General features: G+C 76.2%; 28 protein-coding genes and 1 pseudogene. 11 read left to right on the top strand and 18 right to left on the bottom strand.

Going from position 1 to position 19,679, the window contains the following annotated elements; genetic code table 11:
• The coding region (locus KVT14_RS10975; RefSeq protein ID WP_217615703.1) for an SDR family NAD(P)-dependent oxidoreductase at positions 1 to 283 on the bottom strand (283 nt) is incomplete at its 3' end.
• An 87-nt stretch (positions 284 to 370) separates the two neighbouring features.
• On the opposite strand from KVT14_RS10975, the gene KVT14_RS10970 reads away from it, so the two are divergent.
• Complete coding sequence (locus KVT14_RS10970; RefSeq protein ID WP_217615689.1) at positions 371 to 994, top strand: TetR/AcrR family transcriptional regulator; 624 nt, start codon at positions 371 to 373, stop codon at positions 992 to 994.
• Positions 995 to 1,052: 58 nt separating this feature from the next.
• Here the strand turns inward: KVT14_RS10970 and KVT14_RS10965 are convergent, their stop codons facing one another.
• Positions 1,053 to 1,742, bottom strand: a complete 690-nt coding sequence (locus tag KVT14_RS10965; RefSeq protein ID WP_217615688.1) for an SDR family oxidoreductase — start codon at positions 1,740 to 1,742, stop codon at positions 1,053 to 1,055.
• A gap of 58 nt (positions 1,743 to 1,800) precedes the next feature.
• Between KVT14_RS10965 and KVT14_RS10960 the strand changes: the two genes are divergently transcribed.
• Positions 1,801 to 2,193, top strand: coding sequence for a MerR family transcriptional regulator (locus KVT14_RS10960; RefSeq protein WP_308161028.1), 393 nt, complete (start codon positions 1,801 to 1,803; stop codon positions 2,191 to 2,193).
• A gap of 19 nt (positions 2,194 to 2,212) precedes the next feature.
• On the opposite strand, the gene KVT14_RS10955 is transcribed toward KVT14_RS10960, so the two are convergent.
• The 6 genes and pseudogenes from KVT14_RS10955 to KVT14_RS10930 form a co-directional block, all read right to left on the bottom strand.
• A complete protein-coding gene (locus tag KVT14_RS10955; protein WP_217615686.1) occupies positions 2,213 to 2,791 on the bottom strand; it encodes a GNAT family N-acetyltransferase in 579 nt (192 codons plus the stop codon).
• A 215-nt stretch (positions 2,792 to 3,006) separates the two neighbouring features.
• Positions 3,007 to 3,249, bottom strand: coding sequence for a hypothetical protein (locus KVT14_RS10950; RefSeq protein WP_306795768.1), 243 nt, complete (start codon positions 3,247 to 3,249; stop codon positions 3,007 to 3,009).
• A 296-nt stretch (positions 3,250 to 3,545) separates the two neighbouring features.
• On the bottom strand, positions 3,546 to 5,327 hold the full coding sequence (locus tag KVT14_RS10945) for a DUF222 domain-containing protein (RefSeq protein ID WP_217615685.1): 1,782 nt from the start codon (positions 5,325 to 5,327) through the stop codon (positions 3,546 to 3,548).
• A gap of 196 nt (positions 5,328 to 5,523) precedes the next feature.
• Positions 5,524 to 5,931 (bottom strand): annotated as a pseudogene (gene arr, locus KVT14_RS10940) (NAD(+)--rifampin ADP-ribosyltransferase); the annotation flags it as partial.
• 43 nt (positions 5,932 to 5,974) lie between these two features.
• Positions 5,975 to 6,871 (bottom strand): oxidoreductase, encoded by an 897-nt coding sequence (locus KVT14_RS10935; protein ID WP_217615684.1) that lies wholly within the window; start codon positions 6,869 to 6,871, stop codon positions 5,975 to 5,977.
• A gap of 39 nt (positions 6,872 to 6,910) precedes the next feature.
• The gene (locus KVT14_RS10930) at positions 6,911 to 7,723 is read right to left on the bottom strand and encodes a DUF4184 family protein (RefSeq protein WP_217615683.1); all 813 of its coding nucleotides are present in this window, start codon (positions 7,721 to 7,723) and stop codon (positions 6,911 to 6,913) included.
• A gap of 177 nt (positions 7,724 to 7,900) precedes the next feature.
• Here KVT14_RS10930 and KVT14_RS10925 point away from each other — a divergent pair, with 177 nt between their 5' ends.
• The gene (locus KVT14_RS10925) at positions 7,901 to 8,497 is read left to right on the top strand and encodes a VanZ family protein (RefSeq protein ID WP_217615682.1); all 597 of its coding nucleotides are present in this window, start codon (positions 7,901 to 7,903) and stop codon (positions 8,495 to 8,497) included.
• Between the two features lie 12 nt (positions 8,498 to 8,509).
• Here the strand turns inward: KVT14_RS10925 and KVT14_RS10920 are convergent, their stop codons facing one another.
• Positions 8,510 to 8,911 (bottom strand): VOC family protein, encoded by a 402-nt coding sequence (locus KVT14_RS10920; protein ID WP_217615681.1) that lies wholly within the window; start codon positions 8,909 to 8,911, stop codon positions 8,510 to 8,512.
• A 117-nt stretch (positions 8,912 to 9,028) separates the two neighbouring features.
• Between KVT14_RS10920 and KVT14_RS10915 the strand changes: the two genes are divergently transcribed.
• From KVT14_RS10915 to KVT14_RS10905, 3 genes are read left to right on the top strand one after another with little or no spacing between them, the layout of a single operon-like run.
• The gene (locus KVT14_RS10915; RefSeq protein ID WP_308161027.1) at positions 9,029 to 10,012 is read left to right on the top strand and encodes an alpha/beta fold hydrolase; all 984 of its coding nucleotides are present in this window, start codon (positions 9,029 to 9,031) and stop codon (positions 10,010 to 10,012) included.
• A 9-nt stretch (positions 10,013 to 10,021) separates the two neighbouring features.
• Complete coding sequence (locus KVT14_RS10910) at positions 10,022 to 10,630, top strand: dihydrofolate reductase family protein (protein ID WP_308161026.1); 609 nt, start codon at positions 10,022 to 10,024, stop codon at positions 10,628 to 10,630.
• Between the two features lie 10 nt (positions 10,631 to 10,640).
• Positions 10,641 to 11,093 (top strand): hypothetical protein, encoded by a 453-nt coding sequence (locus KVT14_RS10905; RefSeq protein ID WP_217615679.1) that lies wholly within the window; start codon positions 10,641 to 10,643, stop codon positions 11,091 to 11,093.
• A gap of 145 nt (positions 11,094 to 11,238) precedes the next feature.
• Here KVT14_RS10905 and KVT14_RS10900 read toward each other — a convergent pair whose 3' ends face one another.
• The gene (locus KVT14_RS10900; RefSeq protein ID WP_217615678.1) at positions 11,239 to 11,409 is read right to left on the bottom strand and encodes a DUF1059 domain-containing protein; all 171 of its coding nucleotides are present in this window, start codon (positions 11,407 to 11,409) and stop codon (positions 11,239 to 11,241) included.
• Between the two features lie 59 nt (positions 11,410 to 11,468).
• Positions 11,469 to 12,569: an EAL domain-containing protein gene (locus KVT14_RS10895; RefSeq protein WP_217615677.1), complete on the bottom strand. Its 1,101-nt coding sequence runs from the start codon at positions 12,567 to 12,569 to the stop codon at positions 11,469 to 11,471.
• Between the two features lie 227 nt (positions 12,570 to 12,796).
• Here KVT14_RS10895 and KVT14_RS10890 point away from each other — a divergent pair, with 227 nt between their 5' ends.
• Entirely contained in the window at positions 12,797 to 13,702 is a 906-nt protein-coding gene (locus KVT14_RS10890; RefSeq protein ID WP_217615676.1) for a hypothetical protein, read from the top strand.
• Positions 13,699 to 14,103, top strand: a complete 405-nt coding sequence (locus KVT14_RS10885; RefSeq protein ID WP_217615675.1) for a GntR family transcriptional regulator — start codon at positions 13,699 to 13,701, stop codon at positions 14,101 to 14,103. The genes KVT14_RS10890 and KVT14_RS10885 overlap by 4 nt, the downstream gene beginning before the upstream one ends.
• Before the next feature lie 11 nt (positions 14,104 to 14,114).
• Here KVT14_RS10885 and KVT14_RS10880 read toward each other — a convergent pair whose 3' ends face one another.
• The 4 genes from KVT14_RS10880 to KVT14_RS10865 all read right to left on the bottom strand — a co-directional run bounded on the left by KVT14_RS10880 (position 14,115) and on the right by KVT14_RS10865 (position 16,429).
• Positions 14,115 to 14,477 carry a VOC family protein gene (locus tag KVT14_RS10880; protein ID WP_308161025.1) on the bottom strand — a complete coding sequence of 121 codons (363 nt, stop codon included), beginning with the start codon at positions 14,475 to 14,477 and terminating at the stop codon, positions 14,115 to 14,117.
• Positions 14,474 to 14,662, bottom strand: coding sequence for a hypothetical protein (locus KVT14_RS10875; protein ID WP_217615674.1), 189 nt, complete (start codon positions 14,660 to 14,662; stop codon positions 14,474 to 14,476). The genes KVT14_RS10880 and KVT14_RS10875 overlap by 4 nt, the downstream gene beginning before the upstream one ends.
• Positions 14,663 to 14,744: 82 nt before the next feature.
• On the bottom strand, positions 14,745 to 16,043 hold the full coding sequence (locus tag KVT14_RS10870; protein WP_308161024.1) for a DUF6596 domain-containing protein: 1,299 nt from the start codon (positions 16,041 to 16,043) through the stop codon (positions 14,745 to 14,747).
• Positions 16,016 to 16,429, bottom strand: coding sequence for a YciI family protein (locus tag KVT14_RS10865; protein WP_217615699.1), 414 nt, complete (start codon positions 16,427 to 16,429; stop codon positions 16,016 to 16,018). The genes KVT14_RS10870 and KVT14_RS10865 overlap by 28 nt, the downstream gene beginning before the upstream one ends.
• 165 nt (positions 16,430 to 16,594) lie before the next feature.
• Between KVT14_RS10865 and KVT14_RS10860 the strand changes: the two genes are divergently transcribed.
• The gene (locus KVT14_RS10860; RefSeq protein WP_217615673.1) at positions 16,595 to 16,858 is read left to right on the top strand and encodes a hypothetical protein; all 264 of its coding nucleotides are present in this window, start codon (positions 16,595 to 16,597) and stop codon (positions 16,856 to 16,858) included.
• Positions 16,855 to 17,241, top strand: coding sequence for a PIN domain-containing protein (locus tag KVT14_RS10855; RefSeq protein ID WP_217615672.1), 387 nt, complete (start codon positions 16,855 to 16,857; stop codon positions 17,239 to 17,241). The genes KVT14_RS10860 and KVT14_RS10855 overlap by 4 nt, the downstream gene beginning before the upstream one ends.
• A gap of 24 nt (positions 17,242 to 17,265) precedes the next feature.
• Here KVT14_RS10855 and KVT14_RS10850 read toward each other — a convergent pair whose 3' ends face one another.
• From KVT14_RS10850 to KVT14_RS10840, 3 genes are all read right to left on the bottom strand, one after another.
• Positions 17,266 to 17,994: a bifunctional 2-polyprenyl-6-hydroxyphenol methylase/3-demethylubiquinol 3-O-methyltransferase UbiG gene (locus tag KVT14_RS10850; RefSeq protein WP_217615671.1), complete on the bottom strand. Its 729-nt coding sequence runs from the start codon at positions 17,992 to 17,994 to the stop codon at positions 17,266 to 17,268.
• A gap of 64 nt (positions 17,995 to 18,058) precedes the next feature.
• Entirely contained in the window at positions 18,059 to 18,376 is a 318-nt protein-coding gene (locus KVT14_RS10845; RefSeq protein WP_217615670.1) for a hypothetical protein, read from the bottom strand.
• Positions 18,377 to 18,478: 102 nt separating this feature from the next.
• Positions 18,479 to 18,814, bottom strand: a complete 336-nt coding sequence (locus KVT14_RS10840) for a cupin (protein WP_217615669.1) — start codon at positions 18,812 to 18,814, stop codon at positions 18,479 to 18,481.
• Between the two features lie 111 nt (positions 18,815 to 18,925).
• Between KVT14_RS10840 and KVT14_RS10835 the strand changes: the two genes are divergently transcribed.
• On the top strand, positions 18,926 to 19,663 hold the full coding sequence (locus tag KVT14_RS10835) for a class I SAM-dependent methyltransferase (RefSeq protein WP_308161023.1): 738 nt from the start codon (positions 18,926 to 18,928) through the stop codon (positions 19,661 to 19,663).
• The last annotated feature ends 16 nt before the right edge of the window (positions 19,664 to 19,679 follow it).

Here is a 19,679-nt window from a genome sequence, read left to right as displayed (position 1 = left end):
CCCCCCGGCCCGCCCCACCCGCCCCCGGCCGCGCCTGCCCCCCGCGCCGGCCCGGCCGCCCGCCCCCCCCCCCCCCCCCCCCGGGGGCGGCGCACGCCGCCGCGCGGTCCGTGACGTCGAGCGCCAGCGGCAGCACCGCGTCCCCGAACTCGCCGACCAGGTCGTCCAGCGACGCCGTGTCGCGCGCGGTCGCGACCACCCGGTCGCCGCGGCCGAGGGCCGCCCGCGCGAACTCGCGGCCGAAGCCCCGGCTCGTGCCCGTGATGAACCACACCTTCGACATCGTGTCCTCCTCGTCGACCGTCCCTGTCACCTCACGCACGGTATGGCACTCGGTGCCAGATGAGCAACCGGTGGTAGGTTCGGCCGCATGGTGGCGGAGCGGACGGGGTCGGCCCTGCGGGAGCGCACGCGCCGGGCGGTGCGGTCCGAGCTGATCGACGCGGCGCAGGACCTGTTCGTGGCGCAGGGCTACGAGGGCACGACCGTCGACGTGATCGCCGCCGCCGTCGGCATGTCCCGGCGCAGCTTCTTCCGGTACTTCGCCTCGAAGGACGACCTCGTCCTGGGCAAGTACGACGCCATGGCCGACCAGCTCGTCGAGGCGCTCGACGCGCGACCGGCCGACGAGCCGCTGTGGCACTCGCTCCGCCGGGTGTTCGACGGCGTCGTCGACTACGCGGCCGACCCGGCCCGGGCCGCGCGCATGGCGGCGATGGAGCAGATCGTGCAGGCCGAGGGCGCGCTGCGTGCCTCGTACCTCCAGCGCCTCGACGGGATCCAGACCGCGCTCGTCGCCGCCGCCCGCGCACGGGCCTCCGCGTCGGGGCGACCGTGGGACGACGGGGACCCGGCACCCGAGGCCGCCGTGGGCGCGGCGTTCGCCTGCATGCGGACGGCGAACGACCTCGCCGCGACCACCGGCCGCGACCTCTCCGGCCTGCTCGACGAGGCCTTCGACCGCCTCGCGGCGCTCACGTCCGCACCCCGCTGACCGCGGGCCCGCCCCGGGTGTCGTCCGGGGCGGACCCGCTCTCCGCAGCGAGGAGGGGTCAGGCGGTGAGGAACCGCTCGTAGAACGCGCGGGGGTCCTCGGCCAGGGACGCCTTGACCATCGCGCTCCAGTCGTCGACCACGACCTCCAGGTCTCCGGCCTCGACGGCGTCGAGCGTGCGCCGGACGACCGCAGCCGGGTCCTCCTTCGGCCCGTCGATGCCCGCGGCCATGTCCGTGTCCGCGAGCCCGAGGTGCACGGAGGTGACCTGCGTGCCCTGCGCGGCCAGCTCGAGCCGCAGCGCGTTGCTCATGTTCCAGTTCGCCGCCTTGGACACCGCGTACGCCCCGGAGCCCGGGAACGCGAACCAGGACAGCGCGGAGGCGACGTTGACGACCCTCCCGCCGCCGTTGGCGGCCAGCACGGGCGCGAACGCGCGGACCATCGACAGCGTGCCCCAGAAGTTGACGTCCATCTCGGCGCGCACGCCCGCGAGGTCGCCGAGCAGCGTCGAACCCGTCGAGATGCCGGCGTTGTTGACGAGCAGGTCCACGTCCGTGGCCAGCGCGGCCGCCGCGGCGACGGCGTCGGGGTCGGTGATGTCGAGCGCGACCCGGCGGACGCCGGGCAGGTCGATCGCGGCGGGCTCGCGCGCCGCGGCGTAGACCGTGGCCCCGCGGGCGAGGAGCTCGGCGGCGAAGTGGCGACCGAGGCCGCGGTTGGCCCCGGTGATCAGTGCGGTTGTCATGTCTGGCACGCTAGGACCTGACGTCGACGTGAGGGTCAAGTGCGGGTCGGGAGGCCGGGTGCGCATCGGGGAGGTCGCCGCGCAGGCGGGCGTGAGCGTGCGGGCGCTGCGTTACTACGAGGAGCAGGGGCTGCTGGACGCGGAGCGCACCGCGAGCGGGCAGCGCCGGTACCCGCCCGGTGCGGTCGAGCGGGTCCGGTTCATCCAGAGCCTCTACGCCGCCGGGCTGGGCAGCAAGGCCGTGCTGCGGATCCTGCCGTGCATGGACCGCGGGGTGCTCACCGACGAGATGCACGACCGGCTGCTGGCCGAGCGCGCGCGGGTCCAGGCCCAGCTCGACGAGCTGACCGCGACCCGCGACAAGCTCGACGACGTCATCCGGCTCGGGCAGGCGCACCGCCCGGGACACGGGCGCCGCGCCGGCGCGGACGTCTGCGCCGTCGCCTCCTGACGGGCGCCGGCCCCCTGACCTACGCGGGCGCCACCGTCGTCCGCATCACCGTCTTGCTCGTCCCGATGTGCCGCTCGAACACGAACCCGGCCTCCTCGAACATCCCGCGCGTGACGTTGTGCAGGAACGAGGACGAGACCCGCTTCCCCGGCGGCAGCTCGTTCGGGAACGACACCACCTCCCCGCCGCCGGCCTGCGCGATGAGATCCAGCGCACCGCGCAACGCCTCCAGCGCCACGCCCTGCCGCCGGTGGTCCCGGTCGACGAAGAAGCAGGTGATCCGCCAGGGCGCCGGGCGGCTCTCCCCCGCGTCGTACTGCTTGCGGTGGTAGATCCGGGGCAGCTCCTCGGGGCTGCCGTACTGGCACCAGGCGATCGCCTGATCGCCGTCGAACACCAGCGCGGCGTGCGCGACGCCCTCGTCCACCAGCCGCCGCTTGAAGTCCGGCCCCGCGTGGTCGGCCTTGGCCGTCGTCGGGGTGTCGCCGTGGAAGTAGCTGCACCAGCAGCCGCCCCACACACCGTTGTGCTTCTCGGCGAGCGCGCGCCAGGCGGGGAACGTCTCCGGCGACAGCGGCTTCACGACGTGTGCGGCCATGGGGTGATCCTGCTCCCGGGACGCTGCGGACGGAAGGCCTGGCGGCCCGGTGTCCGGCGGTGGATGCCGGGGCGGACGGGGGCGGACGGGCACTGGTCGGGGCGGCGGCTGCGAGCGTGTCGTCGGACGGTGGCTCCGGGCGGCAGCGGCCGCCGTCGCGCGATCCGCGGACGCGGCACCGATGACCCTCGATCGTCGCGCGCGGTCGGGCGTGGTCAGTGCTCGCCGAGCCGCGCGACGACGGCGCCGTGCGGCCGGTGCTCGCGCCCGGTGCGGCGATGCTGCTCGACGACGTCGAACCCGTGGTCACCGAGCAGCGCCCGCAGGGCCGGTGCGGGCCACCGGTAGGCCGGGGCCACCGCGTGGTCGAACCGGTCGACCGTCGACTCCGAGTCGAAGTACGCCAAGAGCAGCGACCCCCCGGGCCGCAGGGTCCGCCCGAACTCGGCGAGCGGCACCCCGATGCGGTCCGGAGCATGGTGGATCGTCGAGGACGGGTCCGACCACCCCGTCGGCCCAGGTCTCCACGAGCTGCCTGTCCGAGGGGTGCACCGCGGACATCGAGCCGAAGAGGTCGACGTACTCACCCGCTCTCCGGGGGTAGGCGTCGGCGACGGTGGTCACGCGGCCGACGCTAGCGCGACACGCTCCGTCCGGGTGCGGGGCTGCCGATCTTCCTGCTCGCGATCACCCCGGATCCGGAACGCAGGCACGCCGGCGCGCTGCGGGGGGTGGCGCACCGCACCGGCCGATCTCAGAACGGGGGTGGTGCGTCGTACGGGTCGGCGGTGGCGTCGTGGGTCTGCCCCGTCCCCGGCCGGGTGAGGTACCGGTGCCCGGTGGGAGTGATCCACTCGAACAGCCCGGGACTGATCTGGCGCAGCCGGAAGCCGCCGTCGGTCTTCAACCGGTGGTGCCGGTGGCACACGGGCCCGAGGTTGTCGGCGTCGGTGCGGCCCAGGGGCGCGTCGAGGTCACCGCCCGGCTGGGGGTGGAACTCCTGGGTGTCGTCGAGCTCGCAGGCGCAGGCCGGGACCCTGCAGCCGGGTGCGGCGCAGGTCTTGTCGCGGATCCGGATGAGGTCTGCGAGGGCGGCGGGTGGTCGGTAGCGTTCCCGGCCGACGTCCAGGACCCGGTCGGCGAGGGGGTCGGTGACGACCCGCTGCCAGACCCCGCCGATCGCCAGGGCCCGGGCCTGGACCGCGTCGATGGGTCCGTGCCCGTCGAGGTGGGCGGGCTGGTCGTCCAGGCCGAGGAGCGTGGAGGCGGGGATGGTGATCCGGACCTCGGCGCCCGGGCGACCCGAGCAGCGGGTGCAGCCGCGGCGGGCAGTCGTGGTCGCGACGGTGCTGGTCCTGATCGCGGTCTCGGTCCCGGCCTCGGTGCCGGTCGCGGTCCCGGTCGGTGCATCCGGAGCGCCGGGCAGCGAAGCGCGGCTGTCCTGGTCGCTCGCGGGGTGCGTAGCGGTGTCGTCGAGCGGGGTGAGGGTGGCGATCGGGATCGGCTCGACCGGGCGCGTGAGTAGCACACCGTCCCGGTCGGTGGAGGTCTCCCCGTTCCACGACCGCTTCGGCTCCGGTGGCACCGGCAGACCCGGAGACAGGTGGACCTCGAACGCCGGCCCGTCCGACTCCGGCACGTCCCCGACGACCAGGTCCCGCAGTCCGTCGGCGCGCAGCTGGTCCAACGTCCGGTCGTCGCCGAGCGCTTTGGCGGTCTTCGCGGCGTGCGTGAGCACTCCGTCGACCCGGAGCGCGTCCGCCGCGTCGAGCACCAGCCACATCGAGGCCATCCCGTCCGGCTGCGGCCGGGGGTGGGACACCTTCCTCGTGCAGCGGGCGCGTTCGCGGCGGGCGGCGGCGCCCTCGGGGTCGACCAACCGGATCTCCCGCGCCATCCGCTGCCGGAGTTCGGCGACGGAGCACTGGTCGGCCTCGGGCAGCACCGCGTCCTCCACCGCATGGGCGACCTGGAAGGACAGGTCCGCCAGCTCGGCGGTCAGGACCTGGGCCTTGGCGGGGTCGAGGTGCCCGACCTCCAGGGCCTCGCGGGTCGCGCCGAGCATCCCGTCCAGCACCAGCGCCCGGTGCACGGTCTTCATCGCAGAGACCCGCGGCCAGCCCAGCCGCATCACCAGCTCGTCACCCGCGACGCACGCCTGCGTCGGCGGCGCTCCCGCGAGCGGGGACCACTCCGGGCTCATCTCCTCCCGGGAGGCGAGCTCGGCGACCATGGCCAGCTTGCGGGCGTGCTGATGACTCTCGACCCGGTCCTGCGCGGCGATCACCTCGACCAGCACCATCGAGGACAGCACCTGCAGGTCCAGCCCTCGCAGCCAGGCGTCGAGCTCGGGCCCCGGCGGGCACGTCGCGATCGCCTCGACCTGCCGCTGCTCGCTGGTCCGCGGCGCCACACCGGCCGCCACGACCGGGTCCGGGTCGAAGTCCGTCAGGCACGTCCCGTCGGGCCCGTAGACCGGCAGCACCGGGACAGCGACCGGGTCGCCGTCGGGGTGTTCCTGCAGGTCAGATGCCATGGAACGACACTACCGACGCCCACCGACACGACCCCGGCGACCGACCCTCGCCCTGGGGACGGAGCACGACCACCGCACCTGTGGACGACTCGGCGCCCGCGCGACGAGCCGCCGCCGAGCCCGCCATGACCCCGAGCCGTCAGCCGCGGGCGTCTCCGGTGCGACCCGTCGGCGGTGGGTGTGGCGTGTCCCGACCTCAGTTGATGATCTCGCCCTGTTCGTCGGCCGCCAGCGCGGCGATGCGCTCGCGCCAGGACGCCAGGTCCCCGGGGCTGAGTCGCGGCCAGTCGGCGACCTCGCGCACCACGCGGAGCGGCGCGCCGCTGCGGTACGACCGCGTGGGGTTGCCGGGGAACTTCTTGTCGGTGACTCTGGGGTCGTCCTCGTACGGACCGGTCGGCTCGACCTCGTAGACCCGCGGCTCGGCCTCCCCCGCCGCCAGCTCGGCGGCCAGGCCGGCGCCGCCGACGAGCGCGGTGAAGTAGACGTGGTTCATCGTGATCTCGGGCCGGTAGTTCGAGCGGAAGCCCGCGGTCAGCAGGTCGCCGACGCGGAGGTCGGCCTTGGTGCCGTGGAAGAACGGGCCGTCGTCGAGCTCCTGGTTCGCGCGTCCAGGGTAGGCCGGGCGCCGCGCCGCCCCGGCGGGTTCAGCCCGGACCGTCGCTCGTCGCCGCGAGGAGCGGCACGAGGACGTCGCTGATCGGCGTGGCGATGCCGTGGGCCCGGCCGCGCCGTCGGACGACGTCGTTCCGGACGTCCCACTCGAGTCGTCGCCCGGCCTCGCGGTCGGCGAGGATCGAGGTCCCCCGGTCGACGGGCGCCGCCCGGAACGCGTCCAGGAGCCGCTGGGGCTCGTCGTCCGGCAGGTCCGCGCCCTCGGCCCGCGCGACCGCCAGGCACTCGGCGAGGTACGCGAGGGCCAGCGCTCCGACGTCCTCGCGCCGGAACACCCCCGACCGCCGGCCCGTCAGCGCCATGAGTCCGGCCGCCGCATTCTGCAGGAGCTTGCGCCAGGCCTGGGTCGTGAAGTCCGCGGAGACGTCGACCGCGCAGCGGCTCCCCCGCAGGGCCGCGACGACCGCCGCGGACCCCGGCGCGTCCGGGACGGTGAGGCGGGGGTCGGCGAGGAGCCGGACCGACCCGTCGTCGCCGTGCACCGCCGGGAACCAGACGACCGCCGGGACGACCTCGCGGCCCGGGACGAGGGGCGCGACGTCCTCGCGCTGCTGGACGCCGTTCTGGAGCACGCACACGACGGTGCCCGGCCCGCACAGCGCGCGCAGCCACGGCGCGGCCGCCACGGTCTGGGTGGTCTTCACCGCGAGGAGCACGACGTCGACCGGCTCCCGGATCGCGCCGGGGTCGGTCAGCACGGGACCCGGGACGTCGACCGTGCCGCGGTCGGAGTGCAGCCGGAGCCCGGCGCGTGCCCGGCGCCCGGCGAGCACCGGGGTCCGGCCGGCCTCGTGGAGCAGGGCGGCGACCGACGTCCCGATCGCCCCCGGGCCGACGACCGCGATCCGGGGGACGTGCGTGGGGGTCATCATGGCTCTCCTGGCGGGCGACGAGATCTCCCGCCGACGCTAGCGCGCGCCGACCGGCCGCGCCGTCCTCGCCCGGACGACGCGACCCAGCCACCACGCCGCTGACACCACGAGGCCGACCAGGACGAACGCCGTGCCTCCGTCCTTCGCCGCCGCGGACAGGACGGCCTCGGCGCCCGACCCCGTCGCACCGAGGGCACCGACGACGGCGCCCGCGGTCCCTGCCGTGGCGACGGCGCCGACCCCGACCACCTGGAGGCGTCCGAGCACCGGGCGGCCGCCGGCGCGCCGCCACGCGAGGAGCCGTCGTCCCGCCCAGAGCGCGAGCACGAGGAGCCCGGCGGCGGTGCTGAGGTGCTGCAGCACCCGTGCGGCGGGAACCCCGGAGACGAGCGGCTCGCGCAACCAGGCCACCCGCTGCACCAGGGCTCCGTCGCCGTGGGTGACCGCGTCCCAGACCACGTGCGTGAGGACGCCGAGGACCAGGGACACGACCACCCAGGCGGCGGTGCGCGTCGTGGACCCCGACGCCGCTCCGGGCGGTGCACCCGCCCCGCCGCGCTCCCCCGGCTTCGCCGTGCCGCTCGCGACCAGCGCCCGCAGCGGCACGCGCACCAGCCACCACAGCCCGAGCAGCAGCGCGGCCGTCGGGACGGCCACCGTGAGCGCGCCGGGCCAGGCGTGCGTCGTCGTCGCGTTGACGAACGGCTCGTACCAGGATCCCGCCGACCGCGGCAGGGGCAGGAAGTACGGCACGTCGGGGGCCAGCGCGCCGGCGACCAGCGCGGCCGGGACGAACGGGGGCCGGGCGAACGGGAGCACCGCGGCGGGGTGGGCGAGCGTGAAGGGCACCGGAGCAGCGTGCCCGCCCGGTCACGCCCTGGCGTCCACCCGGGGTCGGACCCACGACGGTGCTGGTCTCCGGCCCGTCCGACCCCGGGTGGACGCGGCGGGCCGCGCTCCGTGCCACGGTGGCGAGGGCCGGTCCCGCCGACCGCGCCCGTCCACCGAGCAGGAAGATCCGCACCCGTGTTCCGCCAGGTCCCCGTCCTCCCCGTCGTCCTCCCCCTGGCCGCGGCTGCGCTCGCCGCGCTGCTCGGGTCGCTGCACCGCCGCGGACGGCTCACCGCGCCGCGCGCGCTCGTCGCGCTGGCGCTCTGCGTCTACCTCGCCGGAGTCGTGGCGAACACGGTCTTCCCGATCTACCTGGACAAGCCGGTGGGCGACGCGCCGTGGACCAGCCAGGCCGTGCTGGTCCCGTTCGCCGACTACGAGGTCGCCGACGCCCTGATGAACGTGGCGGTCTTCGTGCCGCTCGGGATCCTGCTGGCGCTGGTCCTCCGGCGGTCGTCGTGGTGGCGCCCTGTCGTCGCGGCCGCGGGTGTGAGCCTCGTGATCGAGGTCGTCCAGCTGCTCTCCACCCACTTCCTGGGGAGCGGCCACGTCGCCGACGTGAACGACCTCGTGTGGAACGTCGTCGGCGGAGCCGCGGGCGTCGCCCTCCTGGCCGTCGCCGCCCGCCTCCCGATCACCCGCGGGCACGTCGAGCGGTTCCGCTGGGACGTCGCCCCGGCCCCCGCCGCGGACGCCGATCCGAGCCGCCGGGTCGTGGCCGACGCGGCCTGACTCCCGCCGCACTCACCACGCGGCTCCGGGCTCGTACGTGCCGACGGTCCACTCGCGTCCCTGCGGGTCGAGCACGCGCGCCCGGCGGCTCCCCCACGGCGTGTCCTCGGGCTCGACGACCACCCGGGCGCCGGCGACGCGTGCGCGCTCCGCGAATGAATCCACCTCCGCCGGCTCGTCGACCAGCAGGTAGACCCCGCTGCCCGTCGACCTGCCCACGAGCGGCGGCCGATGGTAGGCGGCGTCGTCGCTCGCCACCATCACGACGGCGTCGCCGAGCCGGAGCTCGGCGTGCACCACGGCGCCCGTGGCGTCGTCCTGGCGGCGGACCTCGACGAAGCCGACCGCAGCGAGCCAGTCCAGCGCCGCGGGCCCGTCGGGGTAGCTCACGTACGCGAACAGCCGAGCGCCCATCGCACCCACCTCCCGGGGACCCACCTGCCGCTCCAGGGTCTGCCGCCGGTCCGCGCCACACAAGACCCCGGCGCGCGTCGACGCCACGAACCGCCCGGTGCTCGTACCGTGTCGAGGGTGCACCCGCCCACGGAACCGTCCGACTCCGGCTGGCTCGACCGCCCCGGCGGCGTCCGGCTGTACTGGGAGGAGTCCGGCGACCGGGCGGGCCTCCCCGCGCTGTACCTGCACGGCGGACCGGGCAGCGGGCTCGGGCGCGGGGGCTACCGCCGGCGGTTCGACCCGGCGCGCCACCGCGTGGTGGGCCTGGACCAGCGCGGCTGCGGTCGCAGCACCCCGTGGGCGGTCGACGACCTCGACCACCTGGACGAGATCACCACCGGCACGCTCGTCGAGGACATCGAGGCGCTCCGCGAGCACCTCGGGATCGACGCGTGGCTGGTGCACGGCGTGTCGTGGGGGTCCACGCTCGCCCTGGCGTACGCCCTCGCGCACCGGGACCGCGTCACCGCGCTCGTTCTCACGGCCGTGACCACCGGCGGGCGCGACGAGATCGACTGGATCACCGAGGGGGTGGGCCGCCTCTTCCCCGAGGCCTGGCACCGGTTCGCCGCCGACGTCCCCGACGGCGTGCGCGTCGTCGAGCACTACGCGCGCCGGCTCCGCGACCCCGACCCGGACGTGCGGGCGGCCGCCGCCGACGCGTGGGACGCCTGGGAGTCGACGCACGTGTCGCTCGACCCGGGCTGGGCGCCGGGCCCGCTGCACGACGACCCTCGGGAGCGCGCCAACTTCGCGACGCTCGTGACGCACTTCTGGGCCCACGACTGCTTCCTCGAGGACGAGCAGGCGGTGCTGGCCCGCGTGCACCAGCTCGCCGGCGTCCCGGGTGTGCTCGTCCACGGCCGGCGGGACGTCAGCGGTCCCGCGATCACGCCGTGGCGGCTGCACCGGGCGTGGCCCGGCAGCGAGCTGCACGTCGTCGAGTCCGAGGGGCACGGCGGTGACGTCGAGATGGAGCTCACCCGGCGCGCGATCGACGGGCTCGCCGACCGGGGTCGGCGCGGTGGGCAGCCGCTGCGCCGGGAGGACCGGACCTAGGCTCGGCGCGTGCTGATCTACTCGATGAGCGTCACGCTGGACGGCTTCGTCACCGACCGCACCGGCGGGTTCGCGTGGAGCGCGCCGTCCGAGGACCAGTTCCGGTTCAGCCTGGCGCAGGTCGGCGAGCTCGGCGCGTACCTGTGCGGCCGGCGGCTCTACGAGACGATGCTGCCCTGGGAGACCGATCCGCTGATGCGCGCCACGGACCTGGGTGACGCGTTCGCCGACGTCTGGGCCGCGCTGCCCAAGGTGGTGTTCAGCCGCACGCTCGACCGGGTCGAGGGCAACGCGCGGCTCGCGACGGGGTCGGTGGCCGAGGAGGTCGCCGCCGCGCTCGCGCGCACGGACCGGGACGTGTCCGTCGGCGGGGCGGACCTGGCGGCGCAAGCGATCGCGCTCGGCCTGCTGGACGAGGTGCGGGGGTTCCGGAACCCGCTGGTGGTCGGGGGCGGGACGCCGTTCCTGCCGCCAGTGGCGGAACCGCTCCACCTGGAGCTCGTGGAGACGCGGACGTTCGGGTCGCGCGTGGTCTACGAGCGCTACCGCCGCGCCGCGCCGCGTGCCCGCCACCGACGCGGCGTGAGTACCCGGGCGCAGCCGCGCGCGCCCCGCTAGCGTGCCGGGCGTGGATCACCCCGCGACCTGGTTCGACGGCGACGCCCCGCGGTCCCCCGACGAGGCGCGGTTCCTCGTGGCGCTGCGGGAGCACCACGACGTGTGGGAGCGGGCGGGCCTCGACCCGTCCGGCACCCGCGTCCGGACCGTCCTGCGTCCGCTGCACCTCCAGGTGGACGTCCCCGGTCTCCCGCCCCGGCACGTCAACCTCCAGGTCGGGTTCTGGACGTCGGGGCCGCGCGGGACGGGTGTCGAGGGCGGGTGGGGCGGCAGCCACCTCCTCGACGGCGGCCCCGCCGGGGCGCTGGAGCTCTTCGGCCTGCCCGCCACGCCCGGGGAGCTCGCGGACTCACGGCGCGGTGGCTCGCGACGGCGCTCGCCGCACCGGTCGAGCGGGCCGACTGGCTCGACCCCGCGGGCGACGTCGTGGCGAGCCGGTGGACGCTGCCGGGATCAGGGGTGATCGGGGCGCGGGGTCGTCGTCCCGCGCGATGGCGGCGACGCCCGCCGGACCGCGTCGAACGGGTGCGCTGACGCCCCCACGTCCGGGACGACGGAGCCCGGCCCCGCCGGGCGGCAGGACCGGGCTCCGCTGCGCACGGCGTGCGTCAGGCCGGGACCATCGCCCCGCGGACCTGCGCCACGAGCTCGGCGGGGACCTCCGTGAGGCCGTGGTCCTGCTGCGCGTGCTGGGCCACCTGGGCGAGGATCTCGTCCTCGGTGCCGGTGAACGCGCGGGCGCAGCCCGGGACGACGTCCCCGCAGCGGAATGCCTTCATGGTGGAGTCCTCTTCCTGGATCTCGGGCCCCGGCGGGGTCCCTCGTCTATCGGCGTGGATCAGGTCCCTGATGAGTCGCAGAGCGCGAGCAGCAGGGCGTCGATCGGCACGGTCCCGAGGACCTCGCCGTTGGCCGCGGTGCACACCAGCGGGTCCCACCGTCGGGGCTCGGGGCGGAGCATCGCCCGCCGCGCCACCTCCGCGAGCGACGCGCTCGGGGCGACCGTGATGGCCGGCACCCACTCACCCGACCCGTCACGCACCCCGGCGACCAGCCCGCTGTCCGCGAGCAGCACGTCGTCCCGGTCGCGGTCCGCCCCGGCCCGGGCGGGGCGCACGAGGCTCGCCACGTTGCCGGTGAGCGAGACCCGCGAGGCGGTGGCGCGGATGTGCGCGGCGTCCTCGTCGGGCAGCGTCGGGAGCATCCGCGGCTGCGGGCGGCCGAGTGCCCAGCCCTGCCCCAGCGGCACGCCGAGGCCGATCAGGGCCTCCAGCTCGCCGCGCGTCTCGACCCCCTCGGCGAGGATCCACCCGTCCATCCGGCCGACCAGGTCGCCGAACACCTCGGCGAGCGCCCGCTTCACCGGGTCGGTGTCGATGCCGGTCACCAGGGCGCGGTCGAGCTTGACGATGTCGGGACGCAGGGCGAGAAGCAGCTCGAGGCCTGCGTAACCGGTCCCGGCGTCGTCCATGGCGACGAGCGCACCCGCGGACCTGGCCCGGTCGAGCACCGCCATGGCGTGGCCGGCCTCGTCGACCCGGGTGTGCTCCGTGAGCTCCAGGACGACGCGGGACAGGTCGCCGTGCCGGAGCAGGGCGTCTGCGACGAGGTCGTCGGCGAGCAGGTGGGGGTCGACGTTGACGGTGAGGAACGTGTTGGGCGGCAGGTCGGCCCGCGTGGCGACGGCCCGCTCCAGCACGCGCGCCTGGAGCGTCGGGTTCACTCCCCAGCGCTGCGCGGCCGCGAACCACACGTCCGGGGTCGCGCGCCACGGGCCGTCGAACCGGGACAGGAGCTCGTAGCCGGCGACGGATCCCGTGGTGAGGTCCACGATCGGCTGCGCGTGCAGGGCGTGCGCGGCGGGTTCGTCGAGGACGGACCGCAGGGCGTCCCGCCAGCGGGGGTCGTCGACCGGCGGCGCCGTGGGCACGGCATCCATGGCGGCTCCCCTCTCGGACCTCGCGCGCGGACGGGGCGGCGGCGGCCGGCCCGGGGGGGTCGACGGTACGGGGCCGACTCCCCCGGGACGCGCTCCCCGGCGGCAGCGACCAGGGGTTTCACCCCCTGCGGGACGGGGTTCACCCGGCGCCACCCCGACGCGGGGTGCTGGACGCGGGAAGGGCCCACTGCTTCAATGAATCACGTCAACGACTCAATGGAGGTCTCGTGGCCGCGCTCGTGCTCCTCGTCCCGCTCGCGGTGCTCACCGGAGCGGTGGTGCTCGCCGTGCACGTCGTCGTCGCGCGGCGAGCCGGCCCCGACTCCGCAGCGCCGTCCGTCGCGCTCGCCGCGCGACGGCACGAGACGTTCGTCTCGGTCGTCGCCGCGCTCGCCAGCGCGGGCGCCACGGTCGCCTTCCTCATGCTGCCGTCGCTGCCGCTCTCGCCTGCGGGCGGCCACCGCGGAGCGGGCTACGCGCTGGGCGCCGCCACCGCGCCCTACGTCGGGGCCGTCGCGCTCTGCCTCGTCCGGGCGGTGGGCGAGCGCACGTGGCCCCGGCCGCGCGGCACGGTGCGCACGGCCCCGTTGACCAGGCGGACGGTGAGGAGCATCGGCGGCTGGCGGCTGGCCGTCCTGGCAGCCACGCTCGGCACCGGCGCCCTCGCGGTCCTGCTCTACGGCGCGACCGCGACGCCCGACGGCCAGCGGGTCGCGCACACCGTCGTGGAGGACGGCGGCCCGGTCACGTGGGGAGCCCGCGGCCCCTACCCGGGCTGGTACTACGGCGGCCCGATCCTCGTCGGGCTCGCCGCGGTGGCGGTGGCGACGCTGCTCGCCCTGCGCGTGCTGACCCGGCGTCCGCCGCTCCCACTCGTCACGACCGAGCACGACGACGCGGTCCGCCGGCTCGCCGCCGCACGCCTGCTCGCGGGAGCGCAGCTCTGGGCAGGGGCGGGCGTGGGTCTCACCATGCTGTTCGCCGCCCTGGCGCTGCAGCACACGCCAGTGGCCGCCGCTCTCTCGGCACTGGGAGGCTCCGCCGTCCTGATCGGCTCGATGGTCGTCGCCGGTACCGCGGTGGCTGCGCGCCACGTCCCGCGTCCGCGCCCGCTGGCCGGGATCGCCGCGTGACCGAGCTCCGCGTCGACCTGACGGCCGCGACCCCCGTCTACGAGCAGATCCGCTCCCAGCTCGCGGCGCTCGTGGCCGTGGGCGCACTCGGGCCGGGCGAGCGACTGCCCGCCTCCCGCGACCTGGCACGCGACCTCGGCGTCGCGGTCGGGACCGTGCAGCGCGCGTACCGGGAGCTGGAGGCCGCCGGTGTCGTGCACGCCCGCCGGCGGACCGGGACCGTCGTGGCCGGGGACGTGCCACGTCTGCCGCGGTCGGGTCCGGACCCCACCGCGGACCGCGCCGACCTGCTGACCGACGTGCGCGCCCTGGTCGCGCGCGCCCGCGCGGCGGGCCTGGACGACGGCGAGCTCCTGCTGCTGGTGCGCGGCGCGCAGGCCGAGCTCCGCGTCGGCGGCTGAGCCCGCCGCCGTCACTCCGGCTGCCAGAGCTCGACCCGGTTCCCCTCCGGGTCGGTGACCCAACCGAACCGCCCGACCCCCTCCATGTCCTGCGTCTCCGCGGCGACGTCGGCGCCTCGCTCCCGCAGCTGCTGGAGCATCGCGTCGAGGTCCCGGACCCGGAAGTTCAGCATCGTCTGCTGCTGCGGCGACCCGAAGTAGTCGGTGTCCGGGTCGAACGCCGCGAAGACCGTCGGGCCGGCCTCCTGGTGCCACAGGCCGTGGGCGTCGTCCTCGATCCCGAGCAGGTCCCGGTACCAGACCGTCAGGGCCTCGGGGTCACGCGCCCGCAGGAAGTAGCCGCCGATGCCGAGCACCCGCTCCGGGCCGGTCACCGGCCGGCCACCACGAGCACGACCACGGCGGCGAGCAGCAGGAACGGGACCGCCTCGGCCAGGACCGCCGCGGCCGACCTCGGGGTGCGGGGCGGCCCGTCGCGGAACGACGGGCCGAGCGGGGCGTCGTTCGTGCCGGGACGCTCGCCGAGCGTCCGCGTGTCGGTCCGGTCGTCGTCGGGCACGGCTCCCCCGTCCGGGTCGGGTGGTCTCGGGCTCGAGCCTGCCAGCGCGGCGACGTCCGTGTACAGGGCCGGCGCGGTGGTCTCACCCGGCCGGCAGCGCCGCGATCTTGCCCTGCAGCACCCGGCGCTCCCGCGGGTTCGGGCACAGCGCCGCCGCGCGGGCGAGGTCGTCGCGCGCCTCGGCGCCCCGGCCGAGCCGCCGGAGCAGCTCCCCGCGCACCGACGGCAGCAGGTGCGACCCGGCCAGCGCACCGGAGTCCGCCAGCCGCTCGACGAGCGCGAGCCCCGCCGCCGGGCCGTGCGCCATCGCGACGGCCACCGCACGGTTCAGGTCGACGACCGGCGAGGGCGCGAGCCGGCCGAGCGCGTCGTAGAGCAGCACGACGCGCTCCCAGTCGGTCGCCGCGACCGAGGGCGCGACCGCGTGGCACTCGGCGATCGCCGCCTGCAGCCCGTAGGCGCCCAGCCCGTTCCCCGCCCGGCCCGCCGCCGCCAGCGCGGCCCGGCCCCGGCGGATCGCCGCCCGGTCCCACCGGCGCCGGTCCTGGTCCTCGAGCAGGACCGCCGAGCCGTCGTCGGCCACCCGCGCGGGGAACCGCGCGGCGGTGAGCTCCAGGAGCGCGAGCAGACCCAGCACCTCCGGCTCGTCGGGCGCCAGGTGCGCGAGCACCCGCGCCAGCCGGACACCCTCCCGCGCGAGGTCGGGTCGCAGCAGGTCGTCCCCGGAGGTGGCCGTCGAGCCCTCGGTGAACACGAGGTACACCACCGCGAGCACGGACGCCAGACGCTCGCGGCGCTCCGGCCCCGACGGCACCGCGAACGGGACCCGGGCGGCGCTGAGCGTCTTCTTGGCGCGGGTGATGCGCGCCTGCACGGTCGCGGTCGGCACCAGGAACGCACGCCCGATCTCCTCGGTGGTCAGGCCGCCGACGACCCGGAGGGTGAGCGCCACCTGCGCCTCGCGGGACAGCACGGGGTGGCAGGCGACGAACATGAGGGCGAGGACGTCGTCACCGACCGCGTCCGGGTCGTGCAGCAGGTCGGCGTCGCCGGCCGGCCCGGCGGGGTGCCCCGCGTCCCGCGCGAGCGCGGCGTACCGGTCGTCGAGCGCCGCCCGCCGCCGGAACGCGTCCACGGCGCGCCGCCGCCCCGAGGTCACGAGCCAGCCGGCGGGGTTCGCGGGCACGCCGTCCCGCGGCCAGGCGACCAGCGCCTCGGCGAGCGCCTCCTGCGCCACGTCCTCCGCCAGGGCGAGGTCACCGGTGGACCGCGCCAGGGTCGCCACGATCCGGGCGGCGCTCGTCCGCCAGACCGCCTCGACCGCGGCGCGGCCCTCCCCCGGCGCGTCCGGGCTCAGAGCTGACCCGTGGCCTCGCGCCACGCCCGCTCCCGCTGGATCCACGGGTTGTCCTGGGGGAACTCGTCGATGCTCGCGATCCGCCGGATCTCCACCTTGGCCGCCGGGAAGGTGAGCGGCGCGCGCTTCGCCCACTCGACCGCCTCGGCCTGCGACCCGACGTCGAGGATCCAGTAGCCGCCGAACAGCTCCTTCACCTCCCCGTACGGGCCGTCCGTAGCGACCGGCGGGGTCTGCGCGTAGTCGACGACGACACTCTCCGCCGGGTCGTCGGACAGGCCCTCCATCGCCACGAGCACGCCGGCCGCGACCAGCTCCTCGTTGTACCGGCTCATCGTCTCGATCGAGTCCTCGTACGAGCTCGCGTCGCCGACGGGCGCCGCCTCCCCCGACGAGCGCATGATCAGCATGTACTTCACGGTCGTGCCTCCCTGGTGCCGGGTCCTCGTCCGGACCCTCTCACCCAGGAGTCGAACGGGGAACCCGCGGATCGACACGGACGCCGTACGTTCGCTCAGGGGCTGAGCACACGCGACCGGGTGTACCACCTGGGAGGGCGGAGGTACACTGGGCCCATGCCGACCGCGCTCCCCCGGACCCAGGTCACGCACACCGCCTCGGTGCAGCACGCCCTCGACGTCGCGCGCCGGAGGTGGCCGGGCCAGCGCCCGGGTGCGTTGCTCGCGCACCTCATCGAGGAGGGCGCGCGGGCCCTCGAGCAGGACCAGCGATCGGACGACGCCGAGCGGCGCCGGCGGGTCCACGCCGTCTCGCAGAAGTACGCGGGCACGTACGGAGCGGGCTACCTCGACGACCTCCGCCAGGACTGGGACGCGTGATCGTCCTCGACGCGGGTGTGCTCATCGGGTTCCTCGAGCCCGCGGACGCGCACCACGAGCGTGCTGTCGACCTCCTCGCGGAGGCGCTTGAGCCGCTGGTCGCGCATCCCCTCACGCTCGCGGAGGTCCTGGTCGGTCCCGCCCGCGTGCACCGGGAGCGCGAGATGCACGACGACCTCCGCGGGCTCGGCGTCCGGACCGCGGCTCTCGGCGACGACGAACCCGTGCTGCTCGCCCGGCTCCGCGCGGACACGCGTCTCGAGATGCCCGATGTCTGCGTGCTGGCGACCGCGGTCGGACTCGACCTCACGCTCGCGACGTTCGACGCCCGGCTCGCCACGGCGGCCCGGGCCTACGGCGTGCTCCACGAGGCCCGCGGCTGACGACGCGCGGCGTGCGATCCTCCCTCAGCCCGGCGGGCGCCGGGCCAGGACGACGTGCTCCCGGCCCGGCCGGTCGGGCGCGTCCCGGACGTCGACGACGTCGAGGCCCGCCGCGGCCAGCGACGCGCGCACCTCGTCCAGCGACCGGAACCGCAGCGTCGACGTCGACGCGACCTCGTCGCCGTCCGGGAACCGGAACACCGAGCGGAACGACACCAGCGGCAGCGCGACCTCGGTCACGGCGAACTCCTCCACCACTCGCCCGACGCCGGGCACCTCCCGCGCCCCGGCGCCGTCATCCGCGGCCCAGTCCTCCCACGCCCGGGCCTCGGGGCGGCGGGTCTCCAGGACCAGGTGGCCGCCCGGGACGAGCGCGTCCCGGATGCCGCGCAGGGTGGCGGACCAGTCGTCGTCGGCCAGGAAGACCTGGGCGACGTTCCCGGTCATCGTGGCGAGGTCGACCGCCAGCGGCGGCAGCGTCGTGGCGTCCCCGTGCAACCAGGTGACGCGGTCGGCGCCGGGCTTGGCGCGCGCCACGTCGAGCGACGCCCCGGCCGGGTCGACGCCGACGACGTCCAGGCCGTCGCGGGCGAGCAGCAGCGCGAGCGTGCCGGTGCCGCAGCCGACGTCGAGGACCCGGCGCGCCCCGACCTCGCGCGCGACGGCCCGGTACAGGTCGAGGTCGGAGCGGTCGTCGTCGAAGACGTCGTAGAGCGGGGCAAGGCGCGGGTCGGCGAAGATCGGGTCGGGCACGGGCGCCACGCTACGGACGGGCGGCGGGGTCGCGCGACGGGTTTCCGCCGGGCGCCGCCCGTTCCTACCCAGGGTCGGCGGGCGTCCGGTGCCGGAGCAGCGCCGCGCCGAGGGCGACGGCCAGCAGAGCCGGGCCGAGCACCGTCAGCGTCGTCGAGAGGTGGCTCAGCAGGGTCGCGAGCCACTGCGCGACGCGGACGCCCGAGCTGGTGTAGATCCGCAGCAGCGCCAGGTCGAACAGCGCCCCGAGCACGACCACCGACGCCCCGAGCCACGCCACCCGCCCCGGGGTCCAGCGGAGGCGCGCGAGACGGTCGCCGAGCGTCGGGCCCGGTGGCGGCTCGTCCTCGGTGGTCGCCGGGTCATCGGGCCGGATCGTCACGGCGGGCCTCCTGGGGTCGGGCGCGCCTCGCTGCGCGCCCTCCCGACCGTAGCCAGCGGCGGGACGCCGCCACAACGTCAGCTGCGCGGCGCGCCGCGCGCGTCAGCCGTGCGAGGCCTCCCCCGTCCCCGTCACGGTGGTGAGCAGGATCGCCGCGTCGCTCAGCGCCTCGACGCCGTGCCGGTCGTGCGTGAGCGTCGCGAGGAACCCGGTCGGCAGCGTGTCCACGCGCTCGGCGCTGGACACGGCCACGGTGCCGCGGAGCACGAGGATGCTGCCCGCGGGCGGCGAGTTGTGCTCGGCGAGCCGGGTGCCGGTGCGCAGCGCGATGACGGTCTGCCGGAGCGGGCCGTCGTGCACCACGATCTGGGCGCTCCGGCCGTGCGGGTCCTGGTGGGCGAGGTCGATCTGCTCCTGCGCGAGCTGGTGCACGTCCATGCGGGGCTCCTCCCGGCGTCGTCGTCGGCTGACGCGTCCTACTCAACACGGCCGCGCGCCGGTCCGCTATTCCCTGGCCCGGCACGTCGCGGCGGTGGGAGCCTCGACGGCGTGACGGACGAGGACATCTGGACCGAGCAGGTCGCCGCGCGCTACGACGAGTCGAGCGCCGCGATGTTCGCCCCCGACGTGCTGGGTCCGACGGTGGACTTCCTGGCGGCGCGCGCCGACGGCGGGCGTGCGCTGGAGCTCGCGGTCGGCACCGGGCGCGTCGCGCTGGCGCTGGCCGACCGCGGGGTGCCGGTCGCCGGGATCGAGCTGTCCGAGCCGATGGCCGCCCGGCTCGCCGCCAAGCCCGGGGCGGAGCGGGTGCCGGTGACGATCGGCGACATGACGACGGCGACGGCGCCCGGGCGGTTCCGGCTCGTGTACCTGGTGTTCAACGGGATCACGAACCTGATGACCCAGGACGCCCAGGTCGCGTGCTTCGAGAACGCCGCCCGGCACCTGGAGCCCGGCGGGGCGTTCGTGTGCGAGGTGTTCGTGCCGCAGCTGCGCCGGCTCCCGCCGGGCGAGGTGGCGCTGCCGTTCGACGTGAGCGACGCGCACCTCGGGTTCGACCGGTACGACGTGGCCGAGCAGCGGCTGGTGTCGCACCACTACACGGTCGAGCCCGACGGGTCGGTGAGCACCGGACGGTCGCCGCACCGGTACGTCTGGCCGGCGGAGCTCGACCTGATGGCGCGGATCGCGGGCATGCGGCCGACGGAGCGCTGGGCGGACTTCACGGAGGCGCCGTTCACCGCGGAGAGCACGTCTCACGTCTCGGTCTGGCGCACCCCGGCCTGACCCGGCGCCCGGGCCG

The organism is Cellulomonas sp. GbtcB1 (assembly GCF_019091725.1).
Lineage (GTDB): Bacteria > Actinomycetota > Actinomycetes > Actinomycetales > Cellulomonadaceae > Cellulomonas.
The sequence above is the reverse complement of the archived record's forward strand: the minus strand, read 5'-3'. Positions and strand labels throughout refer to the sequence as shown.

Coding starts and splice junctions, on each gene's coding strand:
- KVT14_RS10970 (WP_217615689.1), top strand. CDS start 371: ATGGTGGCGGAGCGGACGGGGTCGGCCCTGCGGGAGCGCACGCGCCGG.
- KVT14_RS10965 (WP_217615688.1), bottom strand. CDS start 1,742: ATGACAACCGCACTGATCACCGGGGCCAACCGCGGCCTCGGTCGCCAC.
- KVT14_RS10955 (WP_217615686.1), bottom strand. CDS start 2,791: ATGGCCGCACACGTCGTGAAGCCGCTGTCGCCGGAGACGTTCCCCGCC.
- KVT14_RS10945 (WP_217615685.1), bottom strand. CDS start 5,327: ATGGCATCTGACCTGCAGGAACACCCCGACGGCGACCCGGTCGCTGTC.
- KVT14_RS10935 (WP_217615684.1), bottom strand. CDS start 6,871: ATGACCCCCACGCACGTCCCCCGGATCGCGGTCGTCGGCCCGGGGGCG.
- KVT14_RS10920 (WP_217615681.1), bottom strand. CDS start 8,911: ATGGGCGCTCGGCTGTTCGCGTACGTGAGCTACCCCGACGGGCCCGCG.
- KVT14_RS10900 (WP_217615678.1), bottom strand. CDS start 11,409: ATGAAGGCATTCCGCTGCGGGGACGTCGTCCCGGGCTGCGCCCGCGCG.
- KVT14_RS10895 (WP_217615677.1), bottom strand. CDS start 12,569: ATGGATGCCGTGCCCACGGCGCCGCCGGTCGACGACCCCCGCTGGCGG.
- KVT14_RS10865 (WP_217615699.1), bottom strand. CDS start 16,429: ATGCTGATCATGCGCTCGTCGGGGGAGGCGGCGCCCGTCGGCGACGCG.
- KVT14_RS10860 (WP_217615673.1), top strand. CDS start 16,595: ATGCCGACCGCGCTCCCCCGGACCCAGGTCACGCACACCGCCTCGGTG.
- KVT14_RS10840 (WP_217615669.1), bottom strand. CDS start 18,814: ATGGACGTGCACCAGCTCGCGCAGGAGCAGATCGACCTCGCCCACCAG.